This window comes from Wolbachia endosymbiont of Cruorifilaria tuberocauda, assembly GCF_013365475.1.
In the GTDB taxonomy this organism is placed as follows: Bacteria; Pseudomonadota; Alphaproteobacteria; order Rickettsiales; family Anaplasmataceae; genus Wolbachia.
The window spans coordinates 641672-660681 of sequence record NZ_CP046579.1 but is presented as its reverse complement, the minus strand read 5'-3'; the positions used below and the strand labels follow the sequence as shown (position 1 = coordinate 660681).

The following is a 19010-nucleotide window of genomic DNA, read 5'->3' as shown; positions in this document are numbered from 1 at the left end:
ATTGTGGATTTTAATCAAATAATGAAGCAAGCACAGGAAATGCAGAAAAGGCTTGTAGAAGCTCAGGAAAAATATGTTGGAAAGGAGTTTCAAGGTATTTCTGGTGGTGGAAAGGTTTCTGTATTAGTAGAGGTTGTAAAAATAGGCAGCTATAAAGCTAAGAAGATAAACATAGACTTAGAATTTATGAGAAGTGAGGAGAAGGATATAGTAGAGGATTTAGTAACAGCAGCATTCAATGATGCTATAAAAAAAGCAGAGGCAGATATGACAAATGCAACCTCTAGTCTTGCAGGCATGATTGGTATACCACCTGGATTTAAGCTTCCATTTTAGAATTTTTATATTGTGGCTAAATCTTTAATATTTTTAGTCTGTTTTATTTCATAAATATCTACATACCAGTAGGGTAGTAAGAAAATGGTATAAAGGGTTAAAGATACTAAGTCAGAAAAATATTTGAGATAGAAAGTAGTATAATTTCATTTTTATGAATGAAGTCTTTGCTTTTTATTAAAAATTAAGTTTAAATGTCAAGTATTTTATATTATTAAGTTAGTACTTGACTTAACTTTAGCTTTTATTTAAATTTCTAAGGTGTAATTCAAATTTTTTTGACGAGGTAATTATGTATTATAAAAGATTTTTTTCAGCAACTGCTTTGGTGACGTTGCTAAGTTTATCAAGTGTTGCTTTCTCTGATCCTATTGGATCAATAGTTGACGAAGAAACAAGCTGTTACGTTCGCTTGCAGTATAATGGTGAGTTTTTACCTTTTAAGACAGAGGTTGGTGGTATTATAGGTGCTAAAAAAAAGAATGCGGATGCTAATACTACTGACCTTTATAAAGCTTCCTTCATGTCTGGTGGTAGTGCTTTTGGTTATAAGATGGATGATATTAGAGTTGATATTGAAGGTCTTTACTCACAGCTAAGTAAAGATATGCTTGAAACAGCTCCTGTTCCAGCAATTGCAGATAATTTAAGTGCATTCTCAGGATTAGTTAACGTATATTATGATGTAGCAATTGAAGATATGCCAGTTACTCCATATATTGGAGTTGGTGTTGGTGCAGCATACCTAAGCAATCCTCTAGCAGTCAAAGTTGCAGGTGATAAGGAATATGGATTTGGTTTTGCTTATCAAGCAAAGGCTGGTGTTAGCTATGACCTCACTCCAGAAATAAAGCTCTTTGCTGGAGCTCGCTATTTTGGTTCTTATGGTGCTAAGTTCGATAAGCCAATTGCTGAAAGTGATCAGCAATCTACTAAAGATGGAATCAGAGTTCTTTACAGCACTATTGGCGCAGAAGCTGGGTTGATATTTAACTTCTAGTCTATTTTGCAATTCTTCTTGTTGTCCCAGTTTTATTGTTTTAGTAGCTGGTGCTGGGACATAGAAAAAGGGGTGATATTTTTATTCCTTTTTTTATGTATTGGAATCTTATCATATGCTGTATGCTACTTTAGTTTTTATATAAATATATCAATCATTGGAGCTTACAAGGTTTTCGATCATATGTAAAGCAATAAGCTGTGCTTATTCTGAATAAAAACTTGAGTTTTTAATAGAAATTATATATATGTATGCATAGGGTTTAGTTTAGGTTTGTTATGTTGGTCCCAGTAGTGAGTCTATCTATTAACAGTAATGCTAATTTAATGCAATATATTGCAGAAGTGCAAAAATTTCCTATGCTCTCTCAAGAAGAAGAGATAATGTTGGCTAGAAATTGGCACCAATACAAGAATATTTCTTCTGCTCATAAATTAATTACTAGCCATTTGAATTTAGTAGTGAAAATTGCAATGAAGTTCAAAAACTATGGGCTGTTGCTCATGGACTTGATTATGGAAGGGAATATAGGATTAATGCATGCAGTAAGAAAATTTAATCCTAACTTAGGGTTTCGTTTTTCAACTTACGCAGTGTGGTGGATTGAAGCTTCAATAAAAGATTTTATATTGAAATCATGGTCGTTCGTAAAGATAGGCACAACGCAAGCACAAAGAAAATTATTTTTTAGTCTGCGTAGAATAAAAAAAAGGATTTTACAGTATACAAATAGAGAAACCCTAAATAATGAAGAAATAAAAGCGATATCTAATGAGCTTTCTGTCTCTGAAGGTGATGTTGTGCAAATGAGTTATCGATTAGCTTATAAGGATCAGTCACTAAATAATTGTCTAAAGTTAGGTGATGATTCTAAAAAGGAACTACAGGATATAATTCCTTGTAACTCTGGGAGTCAAGAAGTAACTTACCAAAACCATGAAGAAAGAGAATTGAAAGAAACAATTCTAAGAAATGCGCTAGCAAGCCTTAGCGAGAGGTCAAGGGATATATTCGTTAGCAGGTATTTATCTGAGAATACTCAAACTTTAGATGAGCTTGGTAAAAAGTATGGTATTTCAAGAGAAAGAATAAGACAACTAGCTGAGCAAGCGATGAGTAAGGTAAAACGGCATATAAACTTAGAAAGTTTGAAGCTTGACTTACATGGGTAATTTTTTTTCATTTTTAATATTTTTTTCAATAACCACTTTCGCATCAGTTAACTGTATGCAGTTAAAGGAAAAGTATAAAGACTGGTTTTTATATACTACATTAGAAGATGGAGAAATGACATGCTATATTATATCTTACCCTAAGGAAAAAAGTAAACATTATACATCTATTCGCAAGCCATATGTTATGGTTAGTTATATTAATAAAGAAGTAGATGAGGTAAGTGTTACTTCTGGCTTTCAGTATGATAAAGAACCAGTAGTTCTTGATGTAGATAAAAAAGTTAGATATGTATTACCTATAGTACAGGGAAATTTTGCGTGGACAGAGTATACAGAAACAGATAAGGATTTAATCCTCAAAATGAAGCAAGGATTATCAATGGTAGTTAGTGGAAAAACGAAAGCAGAAATTGTTAATGATACCTACTCTCTACTTGGCTTTCAAGAAGCATATAAAAAGATGCATAATTCATGCTACAAGTAATAAATCATATTAATCAAACTTATGTTAGAAAAATTTGTGGTTGTTTTTTATTATATCATCACAAGTGGTTATTTTTTCTTTACCTGTATCCATATCTTTGATTTTTAAGATTTTGCTATTCAATTCTTCATTACCGAAAATAATTACAGCTTTAGCGTTTGCCTGATTCGCTTTTTTCATACGGCTTTTAAGCGTTCCATTATATTCGTAGATTATATATAAGCCACTTCTACGTAATTTGCTTGCAAGTGTTGAAGCATATTCTTCAGCCTTCTTTCCTATAGGGATTAGATAAGCAGGTCTCTCCTCTTTTACGGAAAAATTAACCAATTCCATTATACGTTCAATACCTCCAGCAAACCCTATTGCTGAAGTATATTTCTTATCTATTGAACACATCAGGTTATCATATCTTCCACCTGCAAGTACTGTTCCTTGACTACCCAATTCTTCTGTAATGAATTCAAACACTGTGTGACAGTAATAATCCAACCCACGAACTAATTTATTGTTTACAATATATGGTATATCAAGATCTGTTAGCCCGTTTAGTATTTGATTAAAAAAATATGAGGAATCTTCAGTATAATAATCACTGATCTTAGGTGCACCAGAGATTATTTCTTTATCTATCTTATCCTTAGAATCTAATATTCTAAGTGGGTTTTTAATCAATCTATTTTGGCTATCTTTTGACAGGTCATTTTGAAACTTTTTAAAGTATGACACAAGAGCTTCTCTATATTTTGGTATTGTTTTACTGTCACCCAAAGAGTTAATTTCTAGCCTAAAGTTCTTATCTATAGCAAATTCAGTCAATAAGTGTTGAGCGAGTGATATCAATTCAATATCAGCTTTTGGATCTTCTACTCCAAAAACTTCGAAATTTATTTGATGGAATTGTCTTTGTCTTCCTCTCTGTGGTCTCTCATATCGAAATACAGGTCCTGTTGAAAATAATTTTATCGGAGTTTGTAGTTTTTTTTCAACCAATAACCTAACGACTGATGCAGTAAACTCAGGACGCAAAGTTATGTTCTTTCCTCCTTTGTCATTAAAAGTATACATCTCTTTATTAATGATATCTGAGCCGTTACCTAGAGTCTTTGTAAAGACTTCTGTATATTCAAATATTGGAGTTTGAACAGGTAAAAAGCCATATAAATTTGAAATTCTATTTGCTGTTTGCTCTACATACTTTAATTTATACCATTCGTCAAATAATAGATCCTTTGTTCCTCTAACTATTTGGGTGATCATAGTATAGTCTCTATACCTAGAATTTCAGGTATATGATGGAAAAGCATATTTTGTACTCCCTGCTTAAGAGTAATTGCAGCACTTGGGCACCCAGAACAAGCTCCTTGCAGCTCAACATAAACTATCCCATCTTTATAACCCCGAAATTTTATGTTACCACCATCTTGAACAACTGCAGGTTTAATATAATTTTCCATTAATTCTTTTATCTTATTTACAATTTCCATATCATTCTCATCAAAGAATTCTTCTTTCAGCATGTCATTATCATTTATTCTTTCTCCATCTAAAGCTTTACCACCGAAAGTAAAGTGATCCATAATTGTAGTTAAAACTTCAACTTTTAATGTATTCCAATTGGCTTCATTGGATTTTGTCACTGAAATAAAATCATGACCAAAAAATACTCTTACCACGTGTTCTATTTGGAAAAGGTTTGTTGCTAATTTAGAATTTTTTATCTCATTTGCACTTGAAAAGTCAGCAGTTTCTTTTTCATTTAAAATTGAAAATCCTGGAAGAAATTTCAGTGTATTTAGATTTGGTGTTTCTTCGATTTGAATGAACATGTTGATTACCATAAGGATTATAACTGTTACTATTTAATCATAAAATGATGAAAAGTATACACTGGTTCATATTTTTTTAGCGTTAATAGTAGCGATATTTATAAGCCTAGTATTATTGTATTTTTTCTTCTTAATGAGAAAGGGTAGTAAGCTTTGCTAAAAATTCTATTTTTTAGATTTTTAGATAAATTCAATAATAGCAAAAATTTGCTGGGAATAAGACTGATAATAATCTGTCTATAGATATGAGGCACTAAAAATGTTGGAATAAGCAATTGACTTAGGGAAATAAGGTTAATAAAGCTTATCAAAATTTATTTAAGTTAATCTATTTAGGCAAAGAAAGTAAGTTACTCAATGTACAAGTGAGACATAGCTGGTTAGGTTACTGAGGGAATAGTGATTATTTTAGCATCATTTGAATTCATGAAAACTTTTGAACTATAAAAGCGTTTTTATAACTAGGTGGTTATGCAACTAACCAGCAATTACTTACCAATTGGATAATCACCAGTGAAGCAAGCATCACAATATTGAGGAATTATGTTATTACGCTTCTCTTTCTTAACAGCTTGATATAGGCCATCAATACTTAAGAAGGTTAAGCTATTTACTCCTATGCTTGCCTCTATTTCCTTTATAGATTGGTTTGCAGCGATTAAATCCTTGCGTTCTGGAGTATCGATTCCGTAAAAGCAAGAATACTTAATTGGTGGGCTTGAAATTTTAAGGTGGATTTCTTTTACTCCTGCATCTTTTAGCATGACTATTATATTTCTAAGTGTGCTACCACGTACAATACTATCATCTATTAGAACTATATTTTTACCATTTAAGATATATTTATTAGCGTTAAATTTCAATTTTATCTTGACTTTACGTATTTCAGCAGTTGGTTGTATAAAGGTCCTTCCTATATAGTGATTGCGGATTATTCCAAATTCCATAGGCAAAGCTGAATGCTTTGAATACCCAATAGCTACAGGTGTCCCAGAATCAGGTATTGGTACGATCATATCAACGTTATTTTTTGGTGGACTTTCATCTGCAAGAGTTTTTCCTATTTCTTTTCTTATATTATATATAGACTGACCATCCATTATACTGTCTGACCGTGAAAAATAAACATATTCAAAAATACAAAAACTTGATTTTTGCTGTGAGAAAGGAAATACTGAAGCTAGATTGCCATTCCGATCAAGAGTGACTAGCTCACCTGGTTCTATTTCTCTCACAAATTTTGCGTTTAATATATCAAAAGCACAAGTCTCAGACGCAAGTACGTAAGAACCATTTAACTTTCCCGAAACAAGAGGCCTGATTCCTGCTGGGTCTCGTACTCCAATGACCACTTCTTGGTTGATTGCTACAAAAGAATAAGCACCTTGTATTTGTTTTAACGCATATATGAAACTCTCTAGAAAACTGTTTTTTGTATTAATTTCTACTAAACGTACTACTACTTCTGTGTCAATCCTTGACTGAAAAACACATCCTTGTTTGATTAGTTGCTTGCGTATTGAAGAAATTTTGATTAGATTACCATTATGTGCTATGGCAAAATCTCCAAACTTGCTGCTTTTGCCAAGCATAGGCTGTGCTCCAAGTTTACTGCCGCTTGTTGAATACCGAACATGACCTATTGCATAGTCTCCAGGTAGAGATTTTTTTATTTTGCTTGTTTTATCAAGTATACTGCTTACTTCACCTTGGAAATGATAAGAATGCAACTTACCATTGCTGCTTGTTGTTATACCAAAAGACTCCTGTCCTCTGTGCTGCAAAGCATGAAGACCTAGTATGGAGTCGAAGGCAGCATTCTTATTTAAGCTTGTTCCAAATACCCCGCACTCCTCATGTATTTCATCAAGCATAAAAATCATCAAGTAAATTTTAATTTTACTTTAGAGTAGGTAAAGTACAAGTATTTTATTCTTTATTAATAGAGAGTTTTTTACAGTAATTTTGACAAGAACTTATGAGAAGATCTGTTGCATTTTGACGAAAAACTTATAGAAAAACGTAACTGTAAAATTTTTGGTGAAGTGAAAAAGAGCCTTAATGAAAAAGTAAGTTATACAAGAGATCTAATTTCATACAAAACTCAATGTAAATTAAAGAAGAGTACTTATAGTAAAAAAATTTAAGCAAGCTTGTAACTTATTCAATTTATTTTATGGAATGTCAACTCTAGTAAAGATCTATGATAAGCTTTTTATGATCATTAGAAACGAAAGGCTTATAGCATATAAATAGAAGTTTAGTTATCTACTAATGTTTTGAACTTTTTTAGCGAAGCTTTTATCTTGATAAATCTCTCCTCAAAAGCCTCAGTTAAGTCAATCTCTTCTAAACTGTGCTTTTTGGTAGTTACAACATTTTAGAATTTTTATATTTTCATAACTAAAACTTATGTTTATCTAGCATAGCTTAGAATAATATATTTTATAATAATCTTTCTGAGCCTTAAAGTAGAAAATAAGATCATATGTAAAATTCCTACTTCATCAATTTATATCTTATTTCACTTGGTAAAGTTCTTTAAGTAACCAATATTAAACACTGAGGTGTGATAAGATACGCTATAAATACAAGTGTCATCTCATGGATTTGCTAATTTTATAACCACTCTCCTATCCTTTCTAGCTGTTTATAGCTGTTAAATCTTAGGAATTTATCTAGATATGGAGAAGCAATAAAAGGAGTAGTTTCCTTTAAGTAATTAGACAGAAAATGTGGTAGATTATCTTGAAATTCTTGCATTCTTAGCCTAAAATCTTTCAGAGCTATGACTTTTACTTTATCGTAATCAATTTTCCAATAGGCAAGCTCTGAAACTCTTTTTTTGATTGAGTGTTCTACTGCTAATGCTTGTAAAATTAATTGTGGAGAAAAACCTGAAATAACTTCTTTATTGAGAGGAGTCGAACCAAGCTTATAGTCTACAATTACTACTTGTCCACTTGGTAGGTATTCGACTCGGTCACATTTCGCTGTGAGTAAAGTTAATTTTGTCATCCAAGTAACATAACCATTGTTGTGTACTGGAATATGTAGTATTGGGTAGGAAAAGATCTTTTCTAACTGGGTGTGAGTGTTTCTAGCCTTGTCAAATTCAACAAAAGATTTAATTATTCTTTGCATCCTTACCCACCACATACTTGAAAAATTGAACTGGCTAGTTGAGAATACTTTGCGTGCAATACTCATTGGTGACTTTCTTTCATACAAGTATCTCTCGAGTACACTATGCACCATAGTGCCAAACTCTAATATTGACGGCTTAAAATTTAAGTCTCTTAATTGCCTAAGGTTCAGTATATATTCAACATAGAATGAATAAGGGTTACGGATTAATTTTTCTACTGCACTGCAGGATATCACTTGCATTTTTTCTTCTCTAACTTTAGCTTGAGGTTTTGGCATAGGCTGAGTACATGGAACAACACACTTAGGTGTATTCAATGTTCTTAACCAATCAAGATAAAGATGCTTTTTTTCTTGTGAAAGAATTTCCAGACGGCTCAATATGGTTGGCTTCCTACCTCTTAGCAATCTTGTGATATAAACTTTGCTTGCACCAAGTAAGTTTCGTATAGTATACAAAAAATATCCATGCTCTTCTTGTATAGAAGGGAGATTGAATTTTTTTCTTATCAGTGCATTTAAAAATGAATTTTGGAAATTTGGTATATCATAAAACCCAGCGAGTATTACAACTTTATTATGGTATAAACTGAATCTATCTAAATTACTTTCTGTAGAGGAGAAGAACTCTTTCTTTAAAAATAACATTAAAATTTTCTCATATAACTCTAAGGAGCATTTAATTGCTACTTCCTTGCATGCATTCAAAAAGTCATAAATAAAATTGCCTATTCTATTGTCAAGATATGAAAAATTTATATTAGAAAACATTTCAATGCACTGCAAATGAGCTATTGCTATATCATAAATAGAGTAATTTATAACGCTGATTAGCAGATTAAATGTAGCTTTTAATTTATTGATGATAAATAACATATCCACTTTGTATTTTAGATTTTCATGGTTATTAATGGTATTTACTATATCTTGTATGCTATTTGTATTGAAACTGCGTAATATTTTTATTTCAAACTCAGACAAAATCTGAGTATATTTTTCCTGTTGGTAACCAAAAGTTACTAGCTTATGTTTAAGAAATGCAAGCAGTGCTATACTGTCCCAATTTGAAGTTAAGATTTTGATGCTGTGAAGTAGAAGCATTACATAAGAGTAATTTTCTGATCTTGTTCTTGATAAAGAGGACATACGGGTTGCAAGTGATTTATCAAGAATAACCAAAGACACGTTTTCGTAACCTTCATTTTCCATAATCAACGATATTACTTGTGCTTCTTCTTCTCTTGAACCACATGTGATGACTTCAATGTTTTTAATGTGTCCACTACCAACTTTGCTAAGATCAGCGGTTGTATCAAAGATATAATCTATATATTTCATATTTGTTTGGTTGTAGGTTTTGTCTTTATGTGCTAGAGTGAAGCTAGTGTTGGCTTTTTCCAAAGAAGAAACATATCTTCTGTCTACATTTAAATAGTCTAGTATGTCTTTCATGACATATTGATAGTGTATTTTGTCAAGCAACTTCCAATCTTTCTCTTTAATTTTTAAATTAAGGTTAGGTAAGATTATCTTTCCAAGTGGCAGGTCATATATGTTTTTGATCAATAACTTGTAGGTTTTACCCTTTCCAATCCCGACAAGAATTACATGTTGATCTTCTTTCAAAGAAGCAATCATATTTTTTATGTAATCACTCTTATGTTTTAACGTATCTACTGCTCCAAGATTTTTTAGAGTCTTATTCCAGGTTTCAATAAGTGAGTTTATGAAGATCTCTGTTTTCCTTGAGTGCCCATTGAATTGGTAACAATCCATTGTTTGGATAGTTTGGACATTATCAAGCAATGATGGCAGAATATATGCTAAATCAATGGGAAAGTTATCATTACTTTTTTTATTCCACTCCAGTATGAATCTAATCAATAAAAGTATTCTTTTTGTTGAGTTAATAACTCCAATTTTATCAAGATTTGATATTAAATCTTCCTCATTTAGGTTTTCAAGTGAAAGTACGTTTGGTAAAACCACACATTTTTTAGCACTGTGGCTTTTAAATGCACTAAGAAACGCTATGATGTCTCTTTTACAGGGTAGTATAATTTTTATTTCAGAAATTTTTTCTCTTTCATATTCAGAAAATATATGCTGAACTAGCATATCAAAGAAATTTTCACATACGTCAATGGTAAAAATTTTTTTCATCGAAGGACTAATTAAGATATTTATTGTATAGTAAAATATAAGTGTATTTGAAGCTTATTGTGTTATTATATATTAAAACTTTTTAGTGTCATATAGTGAATATCAGAGTAGAAGTTTTAAACAAATATAAACAATCTAGCTACAGGTGTATGGTCAACGTTTACTTGATCTACGTGAGTAAGGTATTGCCATTGAAGCTGTATGAGGAGATTTGTAGGTTATTTTGCAATAGAGTCATACAAGAATACCGTTATTACCTTTATGACGATGGCTTTGAAAAGACTCGATATGACTTTATAGATATGCAAGCTAGTTGGGGATTAGAGATAAGCTTCTTACCTGGCATGACCGACAATGTAGGTAATACAGCAAAACAAATTGTTAGGGAATATTTAGCAAGTAAAGACCCTATTTATGAAGATATTTATGTCAAAGCAAAAAGCTCTAAATTGATTTTAGGTAAAGGAAACGCACCAGAGAAAAGCAGTATAAAACAAGAGTTTAACCCTATCACTGAGTATTGTACACTTGTTTATAAGGAAAATGGAAATTTTCGTTGGGAATACTATGGAAGGTTAGATGCTTACTCTGACATTATTCCAGTGCACGCTACTGGAATTTGTAAGTCTAAGTTTCTAGGTGATAGAATGACAATGGAAAAAATGAATGTGTATGATAATGTATCTAAGCTTGTTAATTTAAACCTAAGTAACCAAGAACTCAAGAAGATTAGTAAAAATGGAATTTATGGTAATGGCCCTTTAGGGCTTTCTCTTACAGCAATGAAAACAATAAGGAATCACTTTAAGAAACTTGACAGAAACCCATATGATATTGAACTTGAGTCTATTGCACAAACTTGGTCTGAACATTGTAAGCATAATATCTTTTGCTCTCCTATTGGTGAAATAAAAGATGGCTTATATTCACATTATATCAAGCGCGCAACACATGAGATAAATTCTAAAATATGTGTATCAGTTTTCTCTGACAATGCAGGAGGTGTAATATTTGATGAAGATTATTTGATTGTAGATAAAGTTGAAACACATAACAGTCCTTCAGCGCTTGATCCATTTAGTGGAGCGATGACTGGAGTACTCGGTGTTAATCGTGATATAATAGGTTTTGGCAAGGGTGCAGAGCCTATAATGAATACTTATTATTTTTGTTTTGCAAAAGAAATAAAAGGAAGGTTTTACAGAGATAAGGAATGTACTAACGAGATTTTACCACCTAAATATGTAATGAAAGAAGTCATTCGTGGTGTTAATGTTGCCGGTAATTGTTCTGGTATTCCAACACAACTCGGATCAGTGTATTTCGACGATAGGTTTTGTGGTAAGCCATTAGTCTTTGTTGGAAGTGTTGGAATTATTCCACGCAATATAAATAACATGCCTGCGCATATTAAAAGACCTGAAAACGGTGATAAAATAGTAATTATCGGTGGAAGGGTTGGAAGAGATGGAATCCACGGAGCGACATTCTCTTCAGAAGCACTATCGAGGAAAAGTCTCTCTACAGTTGTACAAATTGGGGATCCTATTACACAAAAAAAGTTATCTAACGCCGTGATAGAAGCAAGGGGTCTTGGTCTCTATAATGCGATAACAGATAATGGAGCTGGTGGTCTTTCATCATCTATTGGAGAAATGGGAAGAAATGGGTTCAAAGTTGATTTAAGTAAAGTTCTGCTTAAGAAGGATAATATGGCCCCATGGGAAGTATGGATATCTGAATCACAAGAGAGAATGACATTAGCAGTACCAGAAAAAAATATCACTTCATTTAGGGAGGTCATGAAAAAACATGATGTAGAAGTTAGTGTGATTGGAGAATTTAACAATAGTGGTAAAGCTGTTGTTGAATGTCCTGAAGGAGTGATAATGGATATAGAAACTGAATTTCTACATAATGGTAATCCCAAAATTCATTTACAGGTAAAGAGTCCATGTTATGCAAGGACTGTATCTGAGCTCTTAAGTGAAAACGTGCATAGTAGGTCTAAGCATAGAATAGGTTTCAAGCACTTGGATGATGCCATTTACATTTCACGTTCTGAAATAGCAACAAACTTTTCTTCTCTAGAAATTGAACTAAAAGAAATGTTGAGTAGACCAAACATATGCAGCAAAGAGTTTATAGTAGTACAATACGACCATGAAGTTCAGGGTTCTTCTGTATTGAAGCCGCTGCAGGGTAAGGGAAGAGTATGTAGTGAAGTTATTGTCTCAAGACCAGTCCTGTCCTCAAAGAAAGGAATTATAAAGTCGCAGGGATTCGGTTCTAGCTATGGGGAAATTGATACTTATCATATGGCAGCATGTGCGATTGATACTGCTATACGTAACTGTGTATCTGCTGGAGGTAGTATGAATCATCTAGCGTTGCTTGATAATTTTTGTTGGTGTGATGCTTATAATCCAGAAAGACTATGGCAACTTAAGAGAGCTGCGGAAGCTTGTTACGACTTTGCAACTGCATTTAAAATTCCATTCATATCTGGAAAAGACAGTATGTTTAACGACTTTAAGGGATACGATGAAAATGGAAAGCAAGTGATGATTTCTGCACCACCATCATTACTCATTTCAGCAATTGGAGTTATAGAAAATGTTGAGAATGTGGTATCTCTTGATACAAAAATTCCAGGAGATTTGATATATGTTCTCGGTATAACCTATGATGAGCTTGGTAAGTCTGAATATCAGTTATACAGCGGGATAAGTAATAATAGTGTACCAAAGGTTGATGCAAAAAACGCCAAAAAATTGTATGAACGTTATAACCTTGCAATAAAAGATGATATAATTGTTTCTTCAATTGCATTAAGCTTAGGAGGATTAGCTGTTGCTCTAACAAAATCACTAATTGCAGGAGACCTAGGTGCTGAAATTGATCTTTCACTAGTACCAATGGGAGAAGTCCAGAACATGGATCTAATAAATAAGATAATAATGTTTTCTGAATCACAAAGTAGGATTTTAATCACTATAGCACCACAAAATCAGCAGAGGTTTGAAGAGTTGTTTAAGGGTATAGTTTTTTCATGTATCGGAAAAGTGACAGAGAAAAAGGTTCTCAATATAAAAGATATCTTAGAGGTAAGTCTAGAAGACTTAAAGAATAGTTATTGTAGTATGTTAATATAGTTATATCTTATAGTGCTAGTAATCTTTCAAATCTCGCGAAGTTTACTTTAAATAGATTGTGCTATTACTTTTAGATTATGATTATACCTGCCTTGTTATTTTTTCTGTGAAGAATCTAAAAAAAATATAGGTACTCACTAAAATTTCTATATTTTAGCTATCTTTTGCCTTGTTAACTTTTTTCTTTACATTTATAAGGCTTTACTAACTTACTTAAATCATCGTGTAGAATAAGATATGTTAGTAGTTTGTCTGTTTTCTCTTAGTCATTAATATTCCTTCTTCATATTTTACTTCTATTAACGAGTAATTCAGTAAATTTTTCATATTTCGCAGAGATTTTTCTAAGTGGCTTACATTATACTTAGATTATTTAGCAGTCTTCTTTTTAGGAATTGGGTTATATGGTTTAATGCATGAAAACTTGCGTTCATTTTCACTTCGAAAGTTTGTACCTTTCTGAAATAACCTGACATGTGATTTCATTCTAATTGATTCTGTTGCTGTGTAGAAAGTAAAATGTACAACTTATAATCTTTGAGTGTGTATAAGTTCAGCATGAACATTTATTGTTTTGCCATGTTATAAGAACATTTCTCTAATTAACTGGGATGGGAAATGTCTCTCTTGTTATAGAGATTTTATCTATCTGACTATTGAAAAAATTGTTTTCATGGAATTATACTTTACTTTTTTAACTTGCTTGAAGATATTTTTAATGCTAATTTATGAATGCTATATGTTCTGATATTGAAGGATGCAGAATATCATTCTCTCTGTTATCTTGTTTCTCAAGATTTTTACCTTTTAGAAATCTAAGCTGCCATTTCTCTCAATTAGATCTCACTATAAGTGAGTTAAATTAAAATTTAATATGTAAAACTTAAAAGGTGTTCAATGACTTGACTCAAAGAAGTAAAGAAGTTAATTAAAATTCACTGAACTAGTAAAAACCTATTTCTCTGTTGTTTTATCTAGTTTCTCTAGTCCATGTAGGATAGGCTAATTATTTATTTAATAAAAAATTAAAAACTTAAAATGATACAAAAGTTTCCAAGATTAGAAGCTGGTGGTTATGAGAGAGGATTATTTTAAATTGGTAAGGTTCCATTTAAAATGTTAATATCGACTATAGAGATTAGTTTTAAAGTTTCGAATTTCATACACTAATCAACAGAAATATTAAGACCTAAGAAAAGTCATTTTATAGAAGGCAATGTTAACGATAAAAATCATGTCAAGATCTGAGTCAAATGTTATAGACCTACTAAATGTAAGAAAATTCTAAAAGAAAAAGCCTGTTGCTAAAACAGTTTTTAGCTATTTTAAAATAAGACCAAAATAAGGCTGCTCATCATAAATCAACTATTAACTTTTTAATATTTTCACTTTTATTCTTTTATAATACAAGGAGATCTCCTATTTCTAGCGCTTTTCCTGCTATCTAGCTCATAGTTAGTTGGTTTACTGTATATCGTAATAACATGATAAAATAATTTATATCTCCATGTTGTTCAATATAAAGCTGTGTTAATCTAAAGTCACAGCTCTAGTATATAGTAAGCTTAAAGTCTTCTGTTAGTTTTACAGAATACATTTCCTTATTATCTTGGGTATAGAAAGTAAACTCATGGTTGTCTAAGTTTAGTATTGCAAAACCAAAGCCGAAAAAGTTTCTGACTTCGTGTGCTAAGTAATTTTTATTATTTGGATAATTAAATTCTACATTTCGGTAGATCGATTTTTGGTCTTGAGCATGTAGTAGTGCACCTCCATTCCCCACTATGATCTGATCTGGAACATTGTTCATTAATAGCATCTGAGCTATATGAATATGACCAGAAACTATGGTAGCTATGTTGCTGGGGAATTTGTCTCCAAAAGCTTTAATTTGTGTAAGATTGCCATGACTTTTTAGAGTCAAAAATTCTTTTTTTGGAAATTTCCAAAGAGGTTTATGAGTTAAAAACCAAGTAGGCTTACTAGAATTAGCTTGTATCAGTTTATCGAATTGTTTTTCAAAAATGTCAGTTGTTCTTTGGTTTATAAAAATATCCTTAGCAGATGAAGAATCGAATACAAAAAATCTAATCGGTCCAGCATCTAAAAACCAGCTAGGGATACAATTTGCACACTTTCTAGAAGAGAGAGGATATGGATCTAAGTACCTAAACCATCCTTCGTAAGCCCTGTTGCAGTCTTCATGATTCCCTCTAACAAAAAGAAAGGAAGATTGTGATAAAATGTTCTTTGCAGGATTGAACCAATCAGCGTACCAAACTTCTTTATTGTGTCCGTAGACATTGCCACATTTTTTTTTATTTCTGCATTTTTTTTTTCTGTAATGATAGTCACCAACGTGGATAGTTAAATCTGGTTTATGTAGAGCAATAGAATCTAAATTTTTCTTTAAAGGCCAGCTACTTGTTGAATTACATTCTTGCTGAAGGAATGCGTTTATTCTACAGCCAGTGTCACCGATAAAAGCAATTTTGCCGATTTTTTCTGGCAATGTGGGAATTTTTGTATTGTTAATACTAATATTTTTGGTACTAGTTTTTGTTATTAGCTCACATACTGTTTCAGTATAGTTGCCTTTGTTAATTGAACTACGACTTAGCATTTCTACTTTCTCACCATCAACATGAGCAGTAGGACATGTGTCATTTTCTATGATTGCACGTACACTTAATTTATTTTCTGGAATAACTTGAGACCACGTATATAATATTTGTGCTTGTGCATGGAGAGAATAAAGGCTAGTTATAAAAGGTAAGGTTAGAAAAACAAGGATATTAGATATATTCATTTATATAAAACCTAAATAGTTAAAGCTCATAATCTTGAAATAGGTAATTTAATCGTATAGGTAATCTTTAAATTATCCTAGTATCAGATTGACACTTTAGATGAAAAATTTTAAGATACTTAAGTAATTTGAAACAATTGTGTAGAAAATAGAATAAAGAGCGGTCGTGGTGAAATTGGTAGACACGCAGCGTTGAGGTCGCTGTGGCTTATAATGCCTTGGAAGTTCAAATCTTCTCGTCCGCACCAATTTCTTGTTTTCATTTAAGTGAAATGTTTAGGGATCAAAGCAGAAATAAGGTAGAAAGAGCTATTACCGAGATCAGACGCAGTTTACCAATTTTAATGTATGATAAAAGCGATTATCTATTATTTGCTGCTGCTGAAACCTTGGATAGGGATTTATTTGATAAGTATAAGCTTATATCAGACAAGCTATATATTACATTAACTTCAAGTAAAGTGCAGTATATATTAAAGAATGGAGATGGCTGTAGTAAACGCTTACCAATAAATGATTTTGATGAGCTGCTTAGTTTAGTAAATTGTTCGATGGAAGTTTACACAAAGAGGTTGCAGTTCTCAAAGATGATAGATGAATATGCTGCTATTTTACTTAAATTCTCAGAGTTATTGCCATATGCATTGGTGCTCGATATGACTTTTAAAGATAAGAATGAGATGCAAAATTGGTGTAAGAGAAATGATGTTATTGCACTGAATACGTCATTTATAAATTGTTTTCGTCAGGATTATAATGATGTATACGAGGTATGTAAAACATCTCTATTTTTGAAGCAAACCCAAAAGGTAAATATCATATCTTACAGAACTAAAAATTATGGGAAGGAGCATTATGCAATTATTATTGGTGATTCAGGTAAAGAAGGTGAACCGTTAGTGAGAATTCATTCTTCATGCTATACAGGTGACTTATTAGATAGTTTATCATGCGATTGTAGAGGTCAATTACATCAGGCGATTCAAGTAATGTCTGAATCTAATGGTGGCATTATATTATACTTAATGCAAGATGGAAGAGGTATTGGGTTAACTAGTAAGCTAAGGGCATATGGTATGCAGAGAAAGTATAACCTTGACACCGTAGATGCAAATAGGATATTGGGCTTTGAAGATGATGAAAGAAGCTTTGCTGTTGCAGCTAAAATACTTCAGAAATTGGATATTAAGAGAATCCAACTACTTACAAATAATGGTAATAAGTCATTAGACTTGAAAAACAGTGGTATAGAAGTTACAAAGTGTTTACCGCTTATTATTGAGTGTAACAAATATAATAATTCATACATGAAAACAAAATTTGGCAAATTAGGCCATAGATTAGGAACTTTTTAGCTTTTTGTTGTGATTGTTTTTTTAATTTATTTTGTTTATCAGTTTTAATTAAAGTCTTAAGGAAATTTAAAGTGTTAAAGTTTTTTAAGCAAAAAAAAAACAATAATTTGTTGGATAAAGATATAAATTGGAGTTCAAGCCGATATAGCGTGGTTGTTGCTCAGAGGAATGTTTTACTTTTATTTACATTAATATTATCAGTAGCAATTTCTGTAAGCATATTAGCTATATTTAAAATTAGCACTGCTAGTACTATTGAACCTTTTGTCATAGAAATTGAAAAAAAATCAGGGATAGTACAGTGGGTTGATCCTGTTACAGTAAAACGATATTCTGCAGATGAAGTATTGAACAATTATTTTATTGCAGAGTATGTAAAATCAAGAGAGATTTTCGATCCATATAACTATAATTATAACTACTATACAAAGGTGAGATTATTTTCCTCATCTAGTGTATTTAATGAGTTTAAAAATTATACAAAACTGCAGAATATGGATGATCTTTTTAGTTTGTATTCAGATTTTGTTAAAAATGAGTTTAAGATTCGCTCAATCCAGAAATTGTATGATAATACTTTTCAAGTGAGGTTTACTGTAGAATTTACCCGAAAAGATGGGAGTTCTATAAGAAAAAACAGGATAGCTATCATGTCATATAGGTACGCATCACTTGAAATGAATAATCAACAAAGGTATGTTAACCCGTTAGGATTTCAAGTGACTTCTTATAGGGTAGATGATGAATATGTATAGGGCATTGTTAGTTTTACTGATAAGTAGCAGTTTAAATGCATCCATTAATTACAGTAATCCTATTTCTATAGACAGTAGAATAAAGACTTTTGTATATAGTCCTAATGAAGTATTTACAGTTGTTTTCAGTCAAGGTTACTATTCATATATAGAGTTTGCAGAAGGAGAAAAGATCAAAAATATTGCTGTTGGTGATGCTTCTAGTTGGAAAATCAGCCCTTATGATAATAAATTACTTATCATGCCATTTGAAGTTAGCAGTCGTACTAACATGATCATTACAACCACAAGAAAGAGAAATTATATTTTTGATTTAATCTCAAGGCCAAACTATGATAAATACCCAAGTGCTGATGCTGAAAAAGCAAGTCATGACTATTCTGCTGAAAAAGATATATCTTATGTGGTACGTTTTTATTATCCACAGGACGAAGATGAGTTTGACGTTGATTTAGATGAGGTATCAACTCCTACTCAAACGCAGTGTGTTATAGATAAATTAGAGGGTGTAATACAGGAAAATGCTACAAGGTATAATTATACATATATCAATAAAGGTGTTAATGCTGATATAATCCCCATGGAGTTGTTTGATGATGGTTATTTAACCTATTTTAAGTTTAGGGATAATAACAAAATACCCCAGATTTTTATAGAAGGAAATGAAGCTAAATTACCTTGTAAGAGGCTATTGTTTGATGGTTATATTATAATAAAAGGGGTGCATAAGAGGTTATTCATGCGTTATGAGGATGATGAGATTGAAATTATAAATAGGTCACTTTAGCTTCGGTATATGCAA

Annotated in this window: 13 protein-coding genes and 1 tRNA gene; 9 read left to right on the top strand and 5 right to left on the bottom strand. The window is 31.8% G+C overall.

Features of this window, described 5'->3' with window-relative positions; all coding sequences use genetic code 11:
• Positions 1–3: 3 nt before the first annotated feature.
• From GOY13_RS02595 to GOY13_RS02580, 4 genes are all read left to right on the top strand, one after another.
• Positions 4–336, top strand: a complete 333-nt coding sequence (locus tag GOY13_RS02595; RefSeq protein WP_246214291.1) for a YbaB/EbfC family nucleoid-associated protein — start codon at positions 4–6, stop codon at positions 334–336.
• 292 nt (positions 337–628) lie between these two features.
• The gene (locus GOY13_RS02590) at positions 629–1336 is read left to right on the top strand and encodes a P44/Msp2 family outer membrane protein (RefSeq protein ID WP_175814260.1); all 708 of its coding nucleotides are present in this window, start codon (positions 629–631) and stop codon (positions 1334–1336) included.
• Between the two features lie 278 nt (positions 1337–1614).
• Positions 1615–2508, top strand: a complete 894-nt coding sequence (locus tag GOY13_RS02585) for an RNA polymerase factor sigma-32 (RefSeq protein ID WP_175814259.1) — start codon at positions 1615–1617, stop codon at positions 2506–2508.
• Positions 2509–2563: 55 nt separating this feature from the next.
• The gene (locus GOY13_RS02580) at positions 2564–2995 is read left to right on the top strand and encodes an invasion associated locus B family protein (protein WP_246214290.1); all 432 of its coding nucleotides are present in this window, start codon (positions 2564–2566) and stop codon (positions 2993–2995) included.
• Between the two features lie 24 nt (positions 2996–3019).
• Here GOY13_RS02580 and hisS read toward each other — a convergent pair whose 3' ends face one another.
• The 4 genes from hisS to GOY13_RS02560 all read right to left on the bottom strand — a co-directional run bounded on the left by hisS (position 3020) and on the right by GOY13_RS02560 (position 10134).
• Positions 3020–4255, bottom strand: coding sequence for a histidine--tRNA ligase (gene hisS / locus GOY13_RS02575; protein ID WP_175814257.1), 1236 nt, complete (start codon positions 4253–4255; stop codon positions 3020–3022).
• On the bottom strand, positions 4252–4824 hold the full coding sequence (locus tag GOY13_RS02570) for a NifU family protein (protein ID WP_175814256.1): 573 nt from the start codon (positions 4822–4824) through the stop codon (positions 4252–4254). The genes hisS and GOY13_RS02570 overlap by 4 nt, the downstream gene beginning before the upstream one ends.
• Before the next feature lie 488 nt (positions 4825–5312).
• The gene (gene purF / locus GOY13_RS02565; RefSeq protein ID WP_175814255.1) at positions 5313–6698 is read right to left on the bottom strand and encodes an amidophosphoribosyltransferase; all 1386 of its coding nucleotides are present in this window, start codon (positions 6696–6698) and stop codon (positions 5313–5315) included.
• A 745-nt stretch (positions 6699–7443) separates the two neighbouring features.
• The gene (locus GOY13_RS02560; RefSeq protein ID WP_175814254.1) at positions 7444–10134 is read right to left on the bottom strand and encodes a PD-(D/E)XK nuclease family protein; all 2691 of its coding nucleotides are present in this window, start codon (positions 10132–10134) and stop codon (positions 7444–7446) included.
• A 92-nt stretch (positions 10135–10226) separates the two neighbouring features.
• On the opposite strand from GOY13_RS02560, the gene GOY13_RS02555 reads away from it, so the two are divergent.
• A complete protein-coding gene (locus tag GOY13_RS02555; RefSeq protein WP_175814434.1) occupies positions 10227–13289 on the top strand; it encodes a phosphoribosylformylglycinamidine synthase subunit PurL in 3063 nt (1020 codons plus the stop codon).
• 1549 nt (positions 13290–14838) lie between these two features.
• Here GOY13_RS02555 and GOY13_RS02550 read toward each other — a convergent pair.
• Positions 14839–16098 carry a metallophosphoesterase family protein gene (locus GOY13_RS02550; RefSeq protein WP_175814253.1) on the bottom strand — a complete coding sequence of 420 codons (1260 nt, stop codon included), beginning with the start codon at positions 16096–16098 and terminating at the stop codon, positions 14839–14841.
• A 160-nt stretch (positions 16099–16258) separates the two neighbouring features.
• On the opposite strand from GOY13_RS02550, the gene GOY13_RS02545 reads away from it, so the two are divergent.
• The 4 genes from GOY13_RS02545 (at position 16259) to virB9 (ending at position 18995) form a co-directional block, all read left to right on the top strand.
• A tRNA-Leu gene (locus GOY13_RS02545) sits at positions 16259–16346 on the top strand.
• Between the two features lie 24 nt (positions 16347–16370).
• Positions 16371–17453, top strand: coding sequence for a GTP cyclohydrolase II (locus tag GOY13_RS02540; protein WP_175814252.1), 1083 nt, complete (start codon positions 16371–16373; stop codon positions 17451–17453).
• 71 nt (positions 17454–17524) lie between these two features.
• A complete protein-coding gene (locus GOY13_RS02535) occupies positions 17525–18208 on the top strand; it encodes a VirB8 family type IV secretion system protein (RefSeq protein ID WP_175814251.1) in 684 nt (227 codons plus the stop codon).
• Positions 18195–18995: a P-type conjugative transfer protein VirB9 gene (virB9, locus tag GOY13_RS02530; RefSeq protein WP_246214322.1), complete on the top strand. Its 801-nt coding sequence runs from the start codon at positions 18195–18197 to the stop codon at positions 18993–18995. Before GOY13_RS02535 ends, virB9 begins: the two co-directional genes overlap by 14 nt.
• The last annotated feature ends 15 nt before the right edge of the window (positions 18996–19010 follow it).